The 18,967-nt window shown below is 39.4% G+C and carries 20 protein-coding genes and 1 tRNA gene; 16 read left to right on the top strand and 5 right to left on the bottom strand.

Going from position 1 to position 18,967, the window contains the following annotated elements:
- Positions 1-62 precede the first annotated feature (62 nt).
- The 8 genes from iscR to ACZ1GV_RS09720 all read left to right on the top strand — a co-directional run bounded on the left by iscR (position 63) and on the right by ACZ1GV_RS09720 (position 8,444).
- Positions 63-533, top strand: coding sequence for a Fe-S cluster assembly transcriptional regulator IscR (iscR, locus tag ACZ1GV_RS09755; protein WP_210561814.1), 471 nt, complete (start codon positions 63-65; stop codon positions 531-533).
- Positions 534-577: 44 nt separating this feature from the next.
- On the top strand, positions 578-1,792 hold the full coding sequence (locus ACZ1GV_RS09750; protein WP_472673997.1) for an IscS subfamily cysteine desulfurase: 1,215 nt from the start codon (positions 578-580) through the stop codon (positions 1,790-1,792).
- A gap of 97 nt (positions 1,793-1,889) precedes the next feature.
- Complete coding sequence (gene iscU / locus ACZ1GV_RS09745) at positions 1,890-2,273, top strand: Fe-S cluster assembly scaffold IscU (RefSeq protein ID WP_472673996.1); 384 nt, start codon at positions 1,890-1,892, stop codon at positions 2,271-2,273.
- Positions 2,274-2,334: 61 nt separating this feature from the next.
- Positions 2,335-2,658, top strand: coding sequence for an iron-sulfur cluster assembly protein IscA (gene iscA, locus ACZ1GV_RS09740; protein WP_210561826.1), 324 nt, complete (start codon positions 2,335-2,337; stop codon positions 2,656-2,658).
- 82 nt (positions 2,659-2,740) lie between these two features.
- The gene (gene hscB / locus ACZ1GV_RS09735; RefSeq protein WP_472673995.1) at positions 2,741-3,259 is read left to right on the top strand and encodes a co-chaperone HscB; all 519 of its coding nucleotides are present in this window, start codon (positions 2,741-2,743) and stop codon (positions 3,257-3,259) included.
- A gap of 23 nt (positions 3,260-3,282) precedes the next feature.
- Complete coding sequence (gene hscA, locus ACZ1GV_RS09730) at positions 3,283-5,142, top strand: Fe-S protein assembly chaperone HscA (RefSeq protein WP_472673994.1); 1,860 nt, start codon at positions 3,283-3,285, stop codon at positions 5,140-5,142.
- Between the two features lie 24 nt (positions 5,143-5,166).
- Positions 5,167-5,505, top strand: coding sequence for an ISC system 2Fe-2S type ferredoxin (gene fdx / locus ACZ1GV_RS09725; protein ID WP_210561831.1), 339 nt, complete (start codon positions 5,167-5,169; stop codon positions 5,503-5,505).
- Between the two features lie 173 nt (positions 5,506-5,678).
- A complete protein-coding gene (locus ACZ1GV_RS09720; RefSeq protein ID WP_472673993.1) occupies positions 5,679-8,444 on the top strand; it encodes a CHASE domain-containing protein in 2,766 nt (921 codons plus the stop codon).
- Positions 8,445-8,496: 52 nt separating this feature from the next.
- Here ACZ1GV_RS09720 and suhB read toward each other — a convergent pair whose 3' ends face one another.
- From suhB to ACZ1GV_RS09705, 3 genes are all read right to left on the bottom strand, one after another.
- Positions 8,497-9,303, bottom strand: a complete 807-nt coding sequence (gene suhB, locus ACZ1GV_RS09715; protein ID WP_210561835.1) for an inositol-1-monophosphatase — start codon at positions 9,301-9,303, stop codon at positions 8,497-8,499.
- 185 nt (positions 9,304-9,488) lie between these two features.
- On the bottom strand, positions 9,489-9,848 hold the full coding sequence (locus ACZ1GV_RS09710; protein ID WP_210561837.1) for a DUF2750 domain-containing protein: 360 nt from the start codon (positions 9,846-9,848) through the stop codon (positions 9,489-9,491).
- Between the two features lie 107 nt (positions 9,849-9,955).
- Entirely contained in the window at positions 9,956-12,265 is a 2,310-nt protein-coding gene (locus ACZ1GV_RS09705) for a YgiQ family radical SAM protein (protein ID WP_472673992.1), read from the bottom strand.
- Between the two features lie 235 nt (positions 12,266-12,500).
- Here ACZ1GV_RS09705 and ACZ1GV_RS09700 point away from each other — a divergent pair.
- The 7 genes from ACZ1GV_RS09700 to ACZ1GV_RS09670 all read left to right on the top strand — a co-directional run bounded on the left by ACZ1GV_RS09700 (position 12,501) and on the right by ACZ1GV_RS09670 (position 17,500).
- Positions 12,501-12,576, top strand: a tRNA-Arg gene (locus ACZ1GV_RS09700).
- A gap of 330 nt (positions 12,577-12,906) precedes the next feature.
- Positions 12,907-13,515 carry a FlgO family outer membrane protein gene (locus ACZ1GV_RS09695; protein WP_472673991.1) on the top strand — a complete coding sequence of 203 codons (609 nt, stop codon included), beginning with the start codon at positions 12,907-12,909 and terminating at the stop codon, positions 13,513-13,515.
- A gap of 9 nt (positions 13,516-13,524) precedes the next feature.
- Positions 13,525-14,337 (top strand): FlgO family outer membrane protein, encoded by an 813-nt coding sequence (locus tag ACZ1GV_RS09690; RefSeq protein WP_472673990.1) that lies wholly within the window; start codon positions 13,525-13,527, stop codon positions 14,335-14,337.
- Between the two features lie 28 nt (positions 14,338-14,365).
- Positions 14,366-15,136 (top strand): FlgO family outer membrane protein, encoded by a 771-nt coding sequence (locus ACZ1GV_RS09685; protein ID WP_472673989.1) that lies wholly within the window; start codon positions 14,366-14,368, stop codon positions 15,134-15,136.
- A gap of 48 nt (positions 15,137-15,184) precedes the next feature.
- Positions 15,185-15,727: a hypothetical protein gene (locus ACZ1GV_RS09680; protein ID WP_472673988.1), complete on the top strand. Its 543-nt coding sequence runs from the start codon at positions 15,185-15,187 to the stop codon at positions 15,725-15,727.
- A 94-nt stretch (positions 15,728-15,821) separates the two neighbouring features.
- Entirely contained in the window at positions 15,822-17,024 is a 1,203-nt protein-coding gene (locus tag ACZ1GV_RS09675; protein ID WP_210561846.1) for a dipeptidase, read from the top strand.
- Between the two features lie 128 nt (positions 17,025-17,152).
- Entirely contained in the window at positions 17,153-17,500 is a 348-nt protein-coding gene (locus ACZ1GV_RS09670; RefSeq protein ID WP_472673987.1) for an outer membrane protein assembly factor BamE, read from the top strand.
- Positions 17,501-17,554: 54 nt separating this feature from the next.
- Here the strand turns inward: ACZ1GV_RS09670 and ACZ1GV_RS09665 are convergent, their stop codons facing one another.
- Complete coding sequence (locus ACZ1GV_RS09665) at positions 17,555-17,902, bottom strand: RnfH family protein (protein ID WP_472673986.1); 348 nt, start codon at positions 17,900-17,902, stop codon at positions 17,555-17,557.
- Positions 17,895-18,326, bottom strand: a complete 432-nt coding sequence (locus tag ACZ1GV_RS09660) for a type II toxin-antitoxin system RatA family toxin (protein ID WP_472673985.1) — start codon at positions 18,324-18,326, stop codon at positions 17,895-17,897. The genes ACZ1GV_RS09665 and ACZ1GV_RS09660 overlap by 8 nt, the downstream gene beginning before the upstream one ends.
- Positions 18,327-18,436: 110 nt before the next feature.
- Here ACZ1GV_RS09660 and smpB point away from each other — a divergent pair, with 110 nt between their 5' ends.
- Positions 18,437-18,916, top strand: a complete 480-nt coding sequence (gene smpB, locus ACZ1GV_RS09655) for an SsrA-binding protein SmpB (RefSeq protein WP_210561859.1) — start codon at positions 18,437-18,439, stop codon at positions 18,914-18,916.
- The last annotated feature ends 51 nt before the right edge of the window (positions 18,917-18,967 follow it).

The following is an 18,967-nucleotide window of genomic DNA, read 5'->3' as shown; positions in this document are numbered from 1 at the left end:
AATGCGCAGCCAAGTAAATCAGGCTGTAGCGCGTTTTTAAGCAGGCTAATTAAGGATTCTAAATGAAACTATCTTCGAAAGGTCGATATGCGGTTACCGCGATGTTAGATGTTGCTTTGCATGCGTCTAATGGTCCCGTGCCTTTAATGGATATTTCTGAGCGCCAAGGGATTTCCCTGTCGTACTTAGAACAATTATTTGCCAAGCTTCGTAAAAGCCAACTTGTAAATAGTGTTAGAGGTCCAGGTGGTGGATATTTCTTAGGCAGAGAAGCCGCGGATATCTCTATTAACGAAGTAATAGCAGCTGTTGATGAAAGCGTGGATGCAACTAAATGTGCAGGCCAAGCAAATTGCCAAGGTGGCTCTCGCTGCTTAACTCACAAGCTGTGGGAAAACCTAAGTGATCGAATCGAAAGTTTTTTAAGTAACATCACCCTTGGTGAGTTAGTTGATCAAAAAGATGTTAAGCGCATTGCCGAGCGTCAGGATTCGAAAAACACCTCAATTCGCTTTGTCGCGGATAGTCTATAAATTTTTTAACTATTGTAAGCAAACAATAGAGTGCGGAGAAATTAATGAAGTTACCTATTTATCTAGATTATGCAGCAACAACGCCAGTAGACCCGCGTGTTGCAGAGCAAATGATGAACTGTCTTACAATGGATGGTACGTTTGGAAATCCAGCATCTCGTTCTCACCGCTATGGTTGGCAAGCAGAAGAATTGGTTGATATCGCACGTAACAACGTGGCTGAATTAGTTAATGCAGACCCAAGAGAAATCGTTTTTACTTCGGGTGCAACAGAATCAAATAACCTAGCAATAAAAGGCGCCGCAAACTTTTATTCTAAAAAAGGCAAGCACGTAATTACTGCTAAGACAGAGCATAAAGCCGTATTAGACACCTGTCGTGAGCTAGAGCGTCAAGGTTTTGAAGTTACCTACTTAGACGTTTTGCCAAACGGTCTTATCGACTTAGACCTTCTTGAAAAAACAATGCGTGATGACACAGTATTAGTTAGCATCATGCACATCAATAATGAAATTGGTGTTAAGCAAGATATCGCAAAAATTGGTGAAATGTGTCGCGAACGTAAAATCATCTTTCATGTTGATGCAGCACAGAGCGCAGGCAAAGTTGCAATTGATTTAGCAGAATTGAAAGTAGACTTGATGTCATTTTCAGCACACAAAATGTACGGTCCTAAGGGTATTGGTGCCTTATATGTGCGTCGTAAACCTCGTATTCGTTTAGAGGCGCAAATGCACGGTGGTGGTCATGAACGTGGTTTCCGTTCAGGTACGCTAGCCGTTCACCAAATTGTTGGCATGGGCGAAGCCGCTCGTGTTGCAAAAGAAGACATGGAAAAAGACACGAAACACATTATCGAATTACGTGATCGTCTTTGGAATGGTATCAAGCATATTGAAGAGACTTATATTAACGGCGACATGGAACAGCGTTACCCAGGTATCTTTAACGTGAGCTTTAACTTTGTTGAGGGTGAAAGCTTGATCATGGCCCTTAAAGATATGGCCGTTTCTTCAGGTTCAGCATGTACATCGGCAAGTTTAGAACCTTCATACGTATTAAGAGCATTAGGTTTATCTGATGAATTAGCGCATAGCTCAATTCGTTTTAGTATCGGACGTTTCACAACAGAAGAAGATATTGACCACGTTATTGGTCAGGTAAATAACTCAATTGATAAGTTACGCGAAATGTCACCGCTTTGGGAAATGTTTAAAGACGGTGTTGATTTATCAAAAATTGAATGGGCAGCGCACTAGTCGCTCATTGAACTAAGAATACCAACATGGCGTTGGTTTTAAATTCAGCGCCAACTTGAACAAAATTAAACTGCATCTTGCAGTGTAGGAGCTAAAAATGGCTTATAGCGAAAAAGTAATCGACCATTATGAAAACCCACGTAACGTAGGTTCTTTTGATAAGAATGATCCAAGCGTAGCAACAGGTATGGTTGGCGCACCAGCATGTGGTGACGTAATGAAGTTACAACTTAAAATCGACAGCAACGGTATTATCGAAGACGCTAAGTTCAAAACATACGGCTGTGGCTCTGCAATTGCTTCATCTTCACTTGTTACTGAGTGGGTTAAAGGTAAGTCAATTGAACAAGCTCAAGCACTTAGCAATACAGAGATTGCAGAAGAGTTAGCATTACCGCCAGTGAAAATTCACTGTTCTATTTTAGCGGAAGATGCAATCAAAGCAGCAATCGAAGACTACAAGTCAAAGCGTGGCGAATAATTTCATCACAATAATTGTAGTAGTTTGTATTTTTTGATTTAAAAGAGTTGGGATAGTAGTAATGGCAATCAGTTTAACGGATGCAGCAGCAGACCGAGTAAGAACCTTTTTAGCGAATCGTGGTAAAGGCTTAGGCTTGCGCTTAGGCGTTAAAACAACAGGCTGCTCTGGTTTAGCTTATGTGCTTGAGTTTGTAGATGAGTTGCAAGAAGGCGATGAAGTCTTTGAACACAATGACGTTAAAGTGATTGTTGATGCAAAAAGTTTAGTTTATTTAGACGGAACACAATTAGATTTCGTAAAAAATGGCCTAAACGAAGGTTTTGAATTTACTAATCCTAACCAAAAAGATGAATGTGGTTGTGGTGAGAGCTTCACTGTCTGATCCCCAACCGCTCTGAATTATTAAGGCCATATCGTAAAGTATGGCCTTCTTTGTTTCTAAATACGACGATAAAAGGTATACCATGCGGTATTTTGAATTGTTTGACTTGCCTGTCCAATTTGACGTGGATCTTGTGTTACTTCAAGATCGTTTTCGTGCGATTCAAAAACAAGTGCACCCAGATAAATTTGCTAATGGTAGTGACCAACAAAAGCTAATGGCGGTTCAACAAGCTTCAGAAGTTAATGATGCTTACGAAACGTTGAAGCACCCACTATCCCGCGCAGAATATATGGTTGCTCAGCACGGTCATGATGTTCGACATGAGCAGGAAACAATTCGTGATGGCTTGTTTTTAATGCAGCAAATGGAGCTTCGTGAGGAATTAGAAGAAATCGAATCTTCATCAGATCCAGAAGCCGTTATTGATGTTTTTTACAACGATGTAAAACAGCTGATCACGCAGTACACTGAAGAATTTAATAAAAATTTTGATAAAACAGACTTTAAAGCCGCTGCACTGTCCGTTAAAAAGCTAAGATTTATTTATAAGTTGAAAGACGAAGCGCAATCGTTAGAAGACAAGTTACTAGACTACTAATTTAGGAAAGTTAACGTTTAATTATGGCATTACTTCAAATAGCAGAACCTGGTCAAAGCACCAACCCACATGAGCATAAACTAGCAGTAGGCATAGACTTAGGCACAACCAACTCTCTTGTTGCGTCTGTTCGTAGCGGTCTACCAGAAGTATTAGCTGATGAGGATGGTAACAAGTCGTTACCGTCAGCAGTACAGTATTTACAAGACTCAATTATCGTCGGTCACCAAGCTAAAAAGAATGCAGCCAGTGATCCTGAGAATACACTGGTATCGGTAAAGCGCTTTTTAGGGCGTGGATTAGCTGATATTAACCGTTTGTACGGTGACTTACCCTATCAGTTTGTAGAAAAAGAGCATACGGTAAATATCCAAACTCGTCAGGGCGAAAAAAATCCCATTGAAGTTTCAGCCGAGATTTTGAACAAGCTTCACACACAAGCTGTAGCCACATTGGGCGATGCTTTACAAGGTGCAGTAATTACTGTTCCTGCTTATTTTGATGATGCACAGCGACATGGTACCAAAGATGCTGCTGAGATAGCTGGTATTAAGGTCCTGCGTCTAATTAACGAACCAACAGCAGCAGCAATCGCCTACGGTTTAGACTCAGGAAAAGAAGGCGTTATTGCAGTTTACGACCTAGGTGGTGGTACTTTTGATATTTCCATTCTGCGTTTAAACAAAGGTGTTTTTGAAGTCTTATCCACTGGCGGTGATTCAGCACTAGGCGGCGATGATTTTGATCGCGCAATAGTGAAGCTGTTACTTAAAAACGCTAGCGTAGACGTTAAATTGAGTCCAACAAGCCTTCGCAAGATGTATGATCTTGGTAGAGAGTTAAAAGAGTCACTGACCACTGAAGACTCAGTATCGTTTGACCTTTCTCTAGCAGAAGGCGAAATTAAAGGGCAAATATCTAAGTCTGAATTTGAAGCGGAAATTGCAACCTTAGTCAAATCAACCTTGAGAAGCTGCCGTCGTGCTATAAAAGACGCTGAAGTTGATGTTGAAGATATTTTAGAAGTTGTAATGGTTGGTGGTTCAACGCGCGTTCCCCTAGTTAGAGAACAAGTTGAAACGTTTTTTAACAAGCCACCACTGACATCGATTAATCCAGACGAAGTGGTTGCTATTGGTGCTGCAATACAAGCTGACTTGCTTGTTGGTAATAAACCCGACTCCGATATGCTATTACTAGACGTAACACCATTGTCTCTAGGCTTAGAAACTATGGGCGGATTGGTTGAAAAAGTAATACCTCGAAATACCACAATTCCGGTTGCTAGAGCGCAAGAGTTTACCACTTATAAAGATGGTCAAACTATGATGGCGATCCATGTTCTTCAGGGTGAGCGCGAAATGGTTGATGACTGTCGTAGTCTGGCGCGCTTTGTTTTGAAAGGTATTCCGCCATTAACTGCGGGAATCGCGGTAATTAGAGTTACGTTTAAAATTGATGCTGATGGTTTGTTAAGTGTCACAGCAATGGAAAAGTCCACTGGAGTTGAAGCTTCCATTCAAGTGAAGCCTTCTTACGGTTTAGAGCAGTCTGAAATTGCACAAATGATTAAAGCTTCAATGTCTAACGCGAGAGAAGACATGGCTGCGCGTATGCTAGCGGAGAAAAAAGTAGATGCAATTCGGATGATTGAAGCGATTGAAATGGCAATTAATGAGTCAGGGCATCTGTTACAGTCTGACGAATTAGCAGAAATTGAACAGGCGATTATTGCACTTAGATTAACGACATCACAAACTGATGGCGATAAAATTAAACAAGCTATTAAAGCCTTAGATGACATCAGTCAGCCATTTGCAGCTAGAAGAATGGAAGACAGTATTAAACAAGCGTTGACCGGTCATTCTGTCAACGATGTATAAAATTTAGAAAGAAGAGACTTAACTATGCCACAAATTATATTTTTACCTCATGCTGATCTTTGTCCAGATGGGGCTGTTTTAGAAGGCGAGAAAGGCGAGTCAGTGCTTAACGTAGCCTTAAAAAATGATATCGACATTGAACATGCTTGTGAAAAAGTATGCGCATGCACTACTTGTCACATCATTGTTCGTGAAGGTTTTGATTCATTAGAAGAAAGCGATGAACTAGAAGATGATATGCTTGATAAAGCATGGGGATTAGAAGCAGAATCTCGATTAGGTTGCCAAGCTATTATTAGAGATGAAGACTTAGTGGTCGAGATCCCAAAATATAGTTTAAATCACGCTAAAGAAAATCATTAATATTTAGCATAAACAAACTATACTCTGTGATAAGCCCAATCAAAAATGATTGGGCTTTGTTTTTAGGAAAAAACTAATGACAGACTTAGCATATATCAGTAAATTGTTAAGAAGACTAAATAATAATTTATATAGCTGATTTTGCTATTGAATTTAAATTATAGGAAGTTAATTTGAGTCTTTCAGAAAACAAAAGTGTAATAGTATTAGTCGCGTTTTTTAGCTATTACTTATTCGCAAAGTTAGGATTGTTATTTGCAATACCACCTGGCTTTGCAAGTGCAATATGGCCAGCGGCCGGTATTGGTTTAGCCTGCTATCTTATTTTTGGTGGCTGGGCCATTGTCGGTGTGTTTTTAGCTTCACTGTTTGCAAACTACCAAGTTGCCTATAGCGCTGAAGTCCCGTTTTCTTATCAACTTTTATTATTACCTGCGGTTTTAGCGTTCGGCACCTCATTACAATTAATAGTTACAAAATACCTTCTTACACGCTTTTGTCATATGCCTATTAAGGCCACTAGCCTAAAAAGTGTGATTCAATTTTTAGCTATCGTTGGTCCTGTTTCTTGTTTAGTGGCTTCTTTAATTAATACTACGGCAATATCCCTAGCTAATGATATCGATATTAGTCAAACATTGTTTATTGCGCTGACGTGGTGGATAGGGGACTTTCTCGGAGTTATATTTTTTACCCCAGTCATGTTATCTGTTTTTGACAATGACTTTTACCAGCAAAAAAAAGACCGCCTTAAAATCGCCATTCCCGCTTTGATGCTGTTTTTACTAGTTTCGTTTGTCTTTCATTTATCAAGAACAAATTATGAAGACACCCGACATGAAACTTTTGTTGCAGAAACAATCGCGTTTTCTCAAAAAGTTAACTTAATAGAAAATACAATTACCCAGCAACTTGTTGCGTTAAAAGGTTTATTCGATAGTAGTAAAAGCGTTAGTAGAGAAGAGTTTAAAGATTTTACCGACAGTATTAACAATCCTGCAATTAAAATTAGAGCGATAGCCTGGCTCCCTAAAATTCTCGATGAAAATCGTGATGAGTTTCAAAATAGAATATCAGCGAATGAGTTTGAGGGTTTTACGATCAAGCACTTTGTTGATGGCGAGTTTATTGTGGCAGAGCAACAAGATTATTACTTGCCGATCCTCTACTCTGAGCCACAAGCCTTAAATAGTCCAGCGATAGGATTAGATGTTCGTCCTCATAGTATTGTCGGTGAGACGGTAAAAAAAGCCATTAACACTGGCACAATGGCGGTATCTCCGCAGTTATCATTGGTACAGCAGGTAGAAAAGTTTAATACGGTTATTGTTTACTACCCTTATTTTGACGGCGGCATGACACCCGAAGAGGGTGTTCGTGAAGAGAAGTTGTTAGGTGTTTTCGAAGTTGCACTGGAGTTAGATCAACTTGTTTTGAGCATGTACGATGACACAATGAAAAAGTATTTTGTATTTCAAACTCAGTATTTACAAGATCAACAAACAACGGCCTTTTTTAATTCAGACTACCGTGAAACAGCACTGTTTAAACACAGCTCAACATATTCATTTTTTGATACTAATTTATTGGTACTTTATTCAAGCACCGCCGATTTTGACAATGCATCAGTTGATTGGTCTAGCTGGCTGATAATTGTTGTTGGTTGTTTAGTTAGTAGTTTTAGCGTGATATTTATTATTGTAATGACTAACTTAAGTGAAATGCTTGAATCTAAAGTAAAAAGCAAAACAAAAGAATTAAGCGAAAAGAACGTCGAACTAACCAAAGCAAACGAAGCTAAAAGTCGATTTTTGGCGAATATGAGCCACGAGTATCGGACTCCGCTGAATGCAATAATTGGTTTTGCACAATTAGGAATGAATGACCATAGTGGTAAGAAGTCGGCTGAGTTTTTTGAACAAATACTTAATTCATCAAAATTTCTACTGGGCATTATTAATAACGTGCTCGACTTTTCAAAAATATCAGAACAGAAAATTATTCTGGAAAGCAAAGCATATAAAGTAGGGCGTTCAGTAGACACGATTTTTAATCTTTTAAAAGAAAAAGCGCACGCTAAAGGTGTAAAACTTATAATAGATAAAAACAATCTTGATAGTTATCAAGTCATCGGCGACTCCGTTAGATTAGAACAAGTCCTAATGAATTTAGTGGATAACGCCGTTAAATTTACGGCGATTGGAAGTGTGACTTTAACGGTTAGTTTAAAAAATGTTAAGGAAGGCTCAGGCCAACTCTTCATTAAAGTGAAAGATGAAGGTATTGGAATTCCACAAAACAAGGTTGAATCACTTTTTCAGAGCTTTACTCAAGCCGATGAGTCTACAACTAGAGAGTTTGGTGGCACAGGCTTGGGCTTAGCGATTGTTAAGCAATTATGCGACGCTATGGGCGCAAGTATTGACGTCTACAGCCTTGAAGGCCAAGGTACAAGTTTTGAGATTTTGATGCCGGTTAAGCTACAAGAATCAGAAATGATAGACAGTGAAAAAGACACTGCATCATATTTAAAAAAATCAGCAGGGCGAGGTATGAAGTTTAATGCCTTAATTGTTGAAGATAATAAAATTAATCAACTAATTGCAAGTAAGCAATTAGAGTTGTTGCAAGTGAAGTCTCACTTAGCTGATGATGGTCAGCAAGGGTTAGATTATTTAGCTCTGCATAAGCCTGACATTGTTTTTGTTGACCTACATATGCCGGTATTAGATGGTTTTTCAATGATACGGGAAATGAAAAAGACCCTTGAACTCGCTTCTATTCCAGTGGTTATTATAAGTGCAAGCGTGAGTCAGGAAGACAGGGAATATGCCAAGATATTAGGTGTAAACGACTACGTAACTAAGCCGTTCTTGTTAGAAGAGTTGGATAGGGTGGTTAAAAAGTTATTGAGCGATAAACAAAAAAGCCAGCAATAAGCTGGCTTTTTCAATTTAGACTTCGCTGATACTTAGTATCAGGTTCCTATTCTTAACGAAGCGTGCGTAAACCATCATTAAGGTGTGGGCGTATTGATTTTAGAATCGCACCTAGTACCTTTGGTGTTGCTACAACAATATTGCCAGACTTGTCGTGGTTGTTGCCACCTTCAAAATCTGAAACTACCGCACCTGCTTCTTGCGCGATAAGCTGGCCTGCCGCTGTATCCCAAGGGCGTAGTCCAATTTCAAAAAATCCTTCAACACGACCTGCAGCGACATAACAGATGTCAAGCGCAGCTGAGCCTGCACGACGCATATCAGCTACTTGTAAGAACAAGTCATTGAATATTTTTGAATATGCTTCAATTTGATGCTTTTGCTTAAATGGGAAGCCCGTTGCTAATACCGTACCAGATAAGTCTTTTGCTTTGGAAACACGGATACGTTTTCCATCTAACTGCGCACCAGCACCTTTAGATGCCGAGAATAACTCGCCACGAATAGGATCAAATACAACCGCTTGCTCAAGGCGACCATCAACTTTTAGCGCGATTGAAACCGCAAAATGAGGAATGCCTTTAACAAAGTTTGTTGTGCCGTCTAGTGGGTCAATAATCCATTGGTATTTAGAATTGCCAGCGATTACACCGCTTTCTTCTGCAACAAATGAATGATCAGGGTATGAAGCCTGAATTGTAGAGATGATTGCTTGCTCCGCTTCAATATCTACGTTGGTCACAAAGTCATTTGCGCCTTTCAGCTCTGACTTAACCATATCTAATTGCTCATATGCTTTAGCAATAATTTTACCAGCATTTCGCGCAGCACGGACTGCGATGTTTAACATCGGTTGCATTACAATCACCTATTTTTGAAAAGAACGTAATAAAGAATAGTAGTAAAAAAGCCAAAAAAAGCCCCACCTAAACTCAAATAAAGAGAGGTGTGCGCACTAATATTCCAAATTACTAAAGAACGTTTTTTAATCAGGCGCGCATTGTAGAGATTTTTCTACAAAAGTAAACCAAATTCGACGAAAACCTATAATTTTTCTAGGTCTGCAATACGTTGACTAAACTCACCAAGCTCCAGTTCTGGACACTCACCATCGTCTTGCCAATCAAGCCCAACAATAATATTGTCTTGGCTTAAGTCTTCTACCCAAAACTCTAACCATTCCGCAACGGATATTTGCGTCGGCGTGTAACTTGCCCATTCTTCTGTACAGCTTTTTTGAGCTATAGATTCACGAGACCAAAGTAAAATAACATCTGTATCTTCAAATTGAATCGAGTCAACGATGACCCAGCCCTCAGAGTCTTTGTCGTGCAGAGCCCAAATCATTTGGGTCGCTTTTACTTCTTCAAAAAATTCATTAATTGTTGTGCTGTCATTCTTCATATTTGCTCTCTAAATTCGTTAGTGTTTTATATAAAAAGAGCCTTTTTTAAAAGGCTCAATTCAAATTGCTATTACAAAATAGGGTCGCTATCAAAGCGTAATAATATCTAAATTCGGCTAGGCTTCTTTTTTGCGGGCGGACGGCCAGAAGACTTACCTGCTGTTTTGCCCTTGGCCTTAGGCTTGTTATCAAACTGCTGCAATCCAGAATGACGTGTAAGCGCTCTTTGGCCCTTATTTGCGCCTACTTGAGGTTTACGTCCACCGTTCCCTTTACTGCGGTTCTCTTCATTTGGCGACGCAGGAGGAACTAAATGATTAGGACCATGACCAATAAGCTTAGTTAAACCCATTTCTTTTAAGGCGTGGCGGATCATTTTCCAGTTTTGTGGATCGTGATAACGCAAAATAGCTTTGTGTAGGCGTCGTTCTTTTTCACCACGAGGAATAGGCACAACGTCATTTTGCTTTTTAACTTTGTGTAACGTATCAATTTCGGTGTGATACATGGTCGTCGCCGTAGCCATTGGTGATGGATAGAAATTCTGAACCTGATCTAAGCGGAAACGGTTTTCTTTTAACCATAGCGCCAAATTGATCATGTCTTGGATCTCTGTTCCAGGGTGCGCCGCTATAAAGTACGGTATTAAATACTGCTCTTTACCTGCTTCTTTTGAATACTTTTCAAAGAGCTCTTTAAATTGGTAGTAACTGCCCATCCCCGGCTTCATCATTTTTGATAAAGGACCTTGTTCTGTGTGCTCTGGTGCAATTTTTAAATAACCACCAACATGGTGAGTTACCAACTCTTTTACATAACGAGGATCTTGAACCGCTAAATCGTAGCGAACACCAGATGCAATTAAGATCTTCTTAATGCCAGGCAATTCACGCGCTCGTTGATAAAGATTAATCGTCGGTTCGTGGTCAGTATCCATATGACTACAAATGTCCGGATAAACACAAGATGCACGTCGACATGTAGCTTCTGCTTTTTCAGATTTACAACGCAACATGTACATGTTGGCCGTTGGTCCGCCTAAGTCAGAAATAACACCAGTAAAGCCTGGCACTGTGTCTCTTATTTGCTCAATTTCGTTAATGATCGAGTCTTCTGAACGACTCTGAATAATACGACCTTCGTGCTCTGTAATTGAACAGAAAGTACAGCCACCGTAACAGCCACGCATGATATTCACCGAGGTTTTGATCATGTCATAGGCAGGGATTTTTTTGCCGTCGTATTTTGGGTGCGGAACTCGGGCGAATGGCATACCAAAAACAAAGTCCATCTCTTCTGTTTCTAATGGAAATGCTGGCGGGTTAATCCAAACGCTTCTGTCACCATGGCGTTGCATCAATGCTTTTGCGCAGCCTGGGTTGGTTTCTTGATGCAAAATTCGGTTAGTGTGTGCGTATAACACTTCATTTTGAGAAACTACTTCAAAGGCAGGCAGTTTTACATAAACTCTATCCCACGGGCGACGCAATTGAGATTTAGATTTTTGTCTGTCATACGGTTGAACAACAACGGCTTGGCTAACGCCGGTCGCGTCGGCTGCACTTTCCTGAATGGCCTCGTCTTTATTACTACAAGTATTTGCATCGTACTCTTGATAAGGATTCATTTTTGGATCTATGATGCCAGGCTTATCAATATGCGTAGAATCAATCCCTTGCCAATCCGGTAATGCTTCCTTAACAACAATAGCGGTGCCACGAACATTTTTGATTTCTTTTATATCTTCACCCTTTGCTAGGCGATGAGTGATCTCTACAAGAGGTCGTTCGGCGTTACCAAATATGAGCATGTCAGCTTTAGAATCAAAAATAACAGAACGACGAACCTTATTTGACCAATAGTCATAATGGCCAATTCGACGAAGACTTGCTTCAATACCACCAATTACAATTGGTACGCCTTTAAAGGCTTCACGACAACGCTGTGAATATACGGTAACGGCTCTATCAGGGCGTTTTCCACCTATATTGTCAGGTGTATAAGCATCGTCATGACGAAGTTTTCTATCGGCGGTATAACGGTTAATCATTGAGTCCATGTTGCCAGCGGTAATACCAAAATAAAGATTTGGTTTACCTAAACGCATAAAGTCGTCTTTGCTGTGCCAATCAGGCTGATCTATTATGCCAACACGGAAGCCTTGCGCTTCAAGCATACGGCCAATTACCGCCATACCGAAACTTGGATGGTCGACATAAGCATCACCAGTAACAACAATAACATCACAACTATCCCAACCGAGTAGGTCCATCTCTTCGCGTGTAGTCGGTAAAAAAGGTGCAGGCCCAAAGCATTCAGCCCAATACTTTGGATAATCCCAAAGTTTTTTATCGGTTTTTACCGTGGCCGCAGGCGGCTTAATTGGGGAAGTTGGTCGGGCTTTGTTTGCTTGCATTTGGACTACCTATATAGATTCAATTTCACAGTAGCTGTGAATGGACGCGCGATTATACAGACTTTTAGGCTAAAGGTGAAAAGCATTAGAGAAATTAATCGTATATTTTTTAGACACAGAGCTATCTGTTTGAGGAATAGACAAATTTAAATGATTTTATGTGGTTAAACGGACATTTATAAAATAATAGTTGCTAAAGGTTTTTGATACTGTGTAAATTAGTTCTAACTAAAATGTCCCCTTAGTTCAACTGGATAGAACAAGGGCCTCCTAAGCCTTAGATACAGGTTCAAGTCCTGTAGGGGACGCCACTACCTCCGCTTTAGTCATGGTTCAAGGCCTTAAAAGTATTCAACTAAAATGCTGTTATATTTTTAGCGCTGAGTGCGAACGCAAATTTGACTGAACATTTTAATAAAAAAGTTAAACATAAAACGAAGATTGAAAGTCCAAAGATGCGAAACGTTTAAATAACCCATAGAGAGAGTGATTTAGTAATTGGCATGGGATGTTACTTTGCTCTTCCTTGTTACACGATATAAAGTTGTGCTATGCCTGTACTATGTTGTAAGCATAAATGCGTTAATCTGGCACTTTAATTGCTTTAGTAAACTCAGTATTTCATTTTAGGCTTTAAATTTATGAAACTGTTGTTATTAATCATGGTGATTAGTTTAGCGGGTTGTACGACGATTGAGCGTCTGGCTGAATTGCAAAATCCCCCAGTAGAAAAGGGGTATGAGCAATACGAGCCAAGTCGCCAGGGCCAGTCTTTTCATTATCACGTTGAACAATTAGCTCGTCAGTTGCTAAACACGACTAATCAATTTAATGTCAGTCAGCCTATATTAGTAGGCACATTTTTGCCATCTGATACATTGTCGATGGAAACCAATCAATCCATTGCCCCTTTTGGCATTCAAATTCAAGAAAGTTTAGTGACGTTTTTAACGCAAGCCGGGCTTAAAGTCACTGAGTTTAAAGTTCAAACGCAGGCAGATATTGCGCCTACGGCTGATATTTTTATGAGTCGAAACGTAAATAGTTTAGAAAAAAATGTTACGGCCGATTACTTACTAGTAGGCCATTACATTCAGCAAGAAAATGAATTAATTGTTAATGCCAGGCTGATCGACCTGTCTGACAAGACCGTTGTTGCAGCCGCAACAGATTATATTCCAATGAATACAATGTGGAGCCATGAAAAGGTGAAACTTAAAAATGAACAACTTTATCGTGGCGAATACTAGGAGCAAGCAATGAAAAAAATTATTACCGCATTAATTGTAACAAATTTGGCCGCTTGTTCTTCAATGTCTGATTGGTCTTGGGAAGACTCTTATAGTCATGAAGAAAATATTGAACATGTAGAAGTGATCGACGAAGAACATAACATGACTGATACAGCGAACCACGATCAAGAGTTAGCTAGCTCAGCTGAGGTTGCACCACAAAAGTCTCGTATTGATAGTGAACAAGTGCCGTCGGCAAGTGACGCAAGCCTTAAGTTTCAAAACGATTACCGCCAACATTTACTGACAAGAATGAACGAAATTGGTCGAAATCAGCCAAATCGTTCAAGTCGTGATAAAAACATTAATTTTTATGTTAGAGGTTTAATGCAAGACCTAGTTTCAAACATGAAATATGTGAACGCGAGTACGCCAATAGCGGTGACCAGTTTTGTGATGTTAGATAGCAATTTTCAATACGCCGATATTTTAGGTAAGCAACTATCAGAAAGCTTCATTCACGAAGTGCACAAATTTGGCATTCCGGTTATTGATTTTAAAGCAACTGATTTTGTAAGAGTTACGCCAGATGGAGACTTTATTTTTAGTAAGGACTACCTTGAATTAGAAGGTGACTTACCTATTAAATATGCCGTTGCTGGTACGTTAACAAAACAACTTAGTGGTTATTTAGTCAACGCAAGAGTGATAGGTGTTGAATCAAAAGCTGTTGTAGCTTCAGCGCAAGGATTCTTGCCTAATAATGTTGTAAATCAGCTAGTGTCTAGTGGCTTTAATGACGGCATTCCATTAAGTAGTACACAGCGCTCAGTCGACTAATAAAATGACTCGAAGCAAGAAGGTATATATGAAATTTAATAACCTAAAAATTAAATTGTCGTTAAGCATTTGTATCGCCACTATTATATCGGCATGCTCGTTAACGCCTCAGCCCGAGGTCGTGGTCGAAGTTAAAAACGAAGATATTTGCATGAATAAAAAGGGTGATATTATCGATTGCCCGCCTAATATTGGCCAGTTCGAAGCTTTTGATGGTCCTTCTGAGAATAAGGTAATAGTCGCAAAACCAATAAAGTCACAGTACTCACCAGAACCAAAAGTGAGCTCCGAGGATAACATGGTTTATATCCCGCAACATGGCTTAACCGGCAATCAACACTCGGTGTTGCTAAGTGAGTATATCGAGCAAATATCTAACAGGTTAATAGCAAATTTATCGAATGAGACCAAGCATGCCGTTGTTGGCATTACCTCGTTTGTTGATTTTAGTAATGACTTAGGAACGTTAACGCCTGTCGGTAATATTGTGGCAGAGCATTTTACAACGGAGCTTTTTCAAAACGGCTTTACCGTTTCAGATTACAAGGTAAAAAGTGCCATAAGTGTCACGCCTCAGGGGGACTTTGTATTTTCACGCAACGCAGACAAACTCGGCGGTTCAGAATCGATGACACACGTATTAACGGGCACTATTATGTATCAACAAACAGGTCTGTTAATAAACGCTCGTATTGTTAATTTTGACAATAAGTGGGTCATATCAACGGCGAGTGGATTTATCCCTTACTTTATTTTAGATACTGTTATTCCTCAAAACGCCAAGCAAATCGTATTATAGAGTCAGCTGATGATGAAGCGGTTGCCCTGTTTACTTACGACTTTGTTAATGAGTGGTTGCGCTTCGTTACCTCCTACCGTTGTGACTAAAACGGTATTTAACGTTACTGAGTATACTAAGCATGAGTTAGATGAGATAGAAGAGCAGCGTCGTTCGTTAGGATCGCCGGCCGACTTACTCGATCCTTTTTATACCCGTCTTAAATACTACTTATTAGTCGAAGCCGATATAAATAAGCTTTATGACCGGCTAGCGCCACATATTGAAATGGCAACACCAGCACCAAAACTAAAACTGATGCCAGTTCAAGGAAAAATAAAAAAAGCGGTATACCAAACTCGCGCCAATGAAATTATCAATGAGTTTGTATTAAATCGTATCGAAGCCTATCAATTTGTTAATACTTCAAATTCATCATCAGATCGACCAGTCTGGGTTATCCAACCAGAAGTGACTTTAGAAAATAATAAAGTGTACTTAAAACTGCGACTAATGGATGAGAATGGCAATATAAAACAGACGCTTGGCAATAAATCCACGTTAACAGACTACTTCTTTTTTAATTATATAGACGGCATCCGCTTTGACTAACTAAGTTAGTTTCATATCGTTTTTAAAAGTGTTTAAATAAGAAAATCTATTCTAGCTCCGCATCTTTATTAATTATTACAAAATAGGGAATATTATGAAGTCGTTATCCGTTACTGCTATTTATGCTGCTATGGCCTTGTCATTTCTGTCATCAAGCCAAGTGAATGCCATCGAAGTGTCTCAAAAGGCCAAAGATATCGCTCAAAATACGATTATTGTTGATAGTCATATTGACGTTCCATATCGTATAAATAGACGATGGGAGGACGTTACAGTAGCAACTGCCAAAGGTGACTTTGACTACCCTCGTGCTAAAAAAGGCGGGCTCAATGCGCCGTTTATGTCAATTTATCTTCCTGCAACAATGGAAGGGCCAGGTAAAGACTACGGGGTACAACTTGCGCACCAACTTATCGATTCGGTAGAGGCTATTGCCGCGCGCGCCCCTTCAAAATTTGCAGTTGCTTATTCTACAAAAGATGTCGAAGAGCACTTTAAAAAAGGGCTTATTTCCTTGCCAATGGGAATGGAAAACGGCAGTCCAATTGCGGGTAGTCTAGACAATTTAAAAATGTTTTATGATCGCGGTATTCGCTACATCACTTTAGCGCATTCTCTATCAAACCATATCTCAGATTCATCATACGATTTGCGTCGAAACTGGAAAGGTTTGAGCCCATTTGGTAAAGAGTTAGTTGTTGAAATGAACAAGCTTGGCGTTATGGTTGATATTTCACACGTTTCTGATGCTGCTTTTTATCAAGCTATCGAAATAACAAAGGCTCCAGCTATAGCGTCACACTCATCATTACGTCGTTTTACACCAGGATTTGAGCGTAATATGGATGATAAAATGATTAAGGCACTGGCAAAAAATGGTGGTGTTATTCAAATAAACTTTGGTTCTAGTTTTGTGTCTCAAGAAACTAGAGATTGGCAAGACAATTTAAGCAAAAAGTTTGAAGAAGCTGGCACCAAGTGGGGCGAGCCTAAAGCTAATGAGATTGCTGAAGCTTACCGTAAAGAAAACCCATACCCGTTTGCGTCGTTAGATACAGTTCTAGATCATATTGATCATGTAAAAAGCTTAGTCGGTATTGACTATGTTGGTATCGGATCCGATTTTGATGGCGTAGGTGACTCGTTGCCACGCGACTTAAAAGACGTATCTTACTTCCCGCATCTTGTTCAAGGTTTGTTAAACCGTGGCTATACCGAACAAGAGATTAAAAAAGTATTATCAGGTAACTTTATGCGTGTGTGGAAAGAAGTTGAAAAAGTAGCGGCATCAATGTAGTACTTTGAATAGCCCTAGCGCACATTCTGCCTTACCTATCGGATATTTATCTGCTAGTATGGCGGAACTTTTTGCTAGGGCATAGTTCCAATAGCGACACACTATCAATCTTATAAAGTAGTAATGGCATGAAAAAGATTTTTTTAATTTTATTAACCCTGACGGTTGTTTCTGGATGTAGCAGTTGGGTTTATAAATACGATATTGTTCAAGGAAATTACTTGAACTCAAGAGACATTGATAAACTTCGTGTCGAAATGACCAAGGAACAAGTTAAGTATGTACTTGGTACACCGGTTGTCTCTAATTCATTTCGTGATGATGATTGGCACTATGTTTATACTATTCGTTTAGGTAAAACTGACGAGTTTGTTAAAAAAGAGCTAATAGTGCATTTTGTTGATGGCAAGGTTAACAAGGTTACGGGTGATTTTGATCAACCAAAAGACTTTAATACGCCATTAGACGGCGAATAGCAGCTCGACAGCATTTTAACTGCTCCTGTTGGAGCATGCATAAATAAGCCGAAGTTAATCTTCGGCTTTTTTACGAGGGTTTGGTCGACCACCGGTGACCTTATCCGCGCGTCCTTCTTGAATTGCTTTTTCAGCGCGACGTTTACGGACTTCTTTAGGGTCAGCTATGAGAGGGCGATATATTTCAATACGATCGCCGTCTCTTAAATTAGCGTCTAGTTTACATGTTTTTGACCAAATACCGACTTTCAAAACAGACAGATCAATCTCTGGATGGCTCACCAAAATACCGCTGGTATTAATAGCTTCTTCAACCGTTGCTGCTTTGTTTACTTGCAGCTCTAATAACGATTGTTTTTCTGGAAGTGCGTAGGCGACTTCAATAGTAATTTTTTCAGACATAAACTTGTTTTGCTCTTTGCGTAAACGCGGTTACCATACTGGTGGTAACATGATTAAATACTTTACCGAATGCCAATTCAATCATCTTTGAGGAAAACTCAAAGTCTAATTGTAGTTCTACTTTACAAGCGTTACTGTCTAGTTCGGTAAAGGTCCAGCTACCGGTTAAATATTTAAATGGACCATTTACTAATGTCATATTAATAATACGATTAGAGACTAGTTCATTTTTTGTGGTAAACCATTTACTTATACCGGCTTTGTTAATTAACAATGAACCTTCTAATTCTGTTGCTGAGATAACTTTACAGGTAGCATCGGCACAGTTAGGGATAAACTGCGGATATGATTCGATATCATTGACTAACTGATACATTTGGTCACAGCTATACATGACTAACGCACTGCGTGAAAGTTTTGGCATGGCTCCTACTTAACACTTATCATTGATTGTTGGTCGTTATTCTAACAAACTTACATAGAAAATAACGTATAAATGGTTATAATCGATGAGTATTCATTAAAGAAGTAATTATGGCTAAGAAAAAACCAAAAAATCCATCAAATACAATTGCCTTAAACAAGAAGGCGCGTCACGAATTCCAGCTTGATAAAAAGTTCGAGGCCGGTATTGAATTGCAAGGATGGGAAGTTAAAAGCATTCGCGAAGGTAAAGTTAATATCTCCGATACTTACGTGTACCTAAAAAACGGTGAAGTCTTCTTATTAAATTCTGAAATTCAGCCGCTAAACCAAGCATCAAGCCATGTTGTTTGCGAACCAAATCGTTATCGCAAGTTGTTACTTAAAAAACGTGAAATCATGGAACTTGTAGGTGCAGTAGAACGTCAAGGCTATACGCTAGTTGCAACGGCAATGTATTGGAAAAAAAGTTGGGTGAAAGTCGAGTTTCATCTAGCAAAAGGTAAACATAGCCAAGATAAACGTGCTGATATAAAAGACAGGGACTGGGGTCGCCAAAAAGAGCGATTAATGAAACATTCAGGTCGCTAGCACGGCGATAATTAATATTTTTGAAGTTGAAATTTTTTGTATGTTTTGATG

Source organism: Psychrosphaera sp. HA2-10, assembly GCF_055693745.1.
The sequence above is the reverse complement of the archived record's forward strand: the minus strand, read 5'-3'. Positions and strand labels throughout refer to the sequence as shown.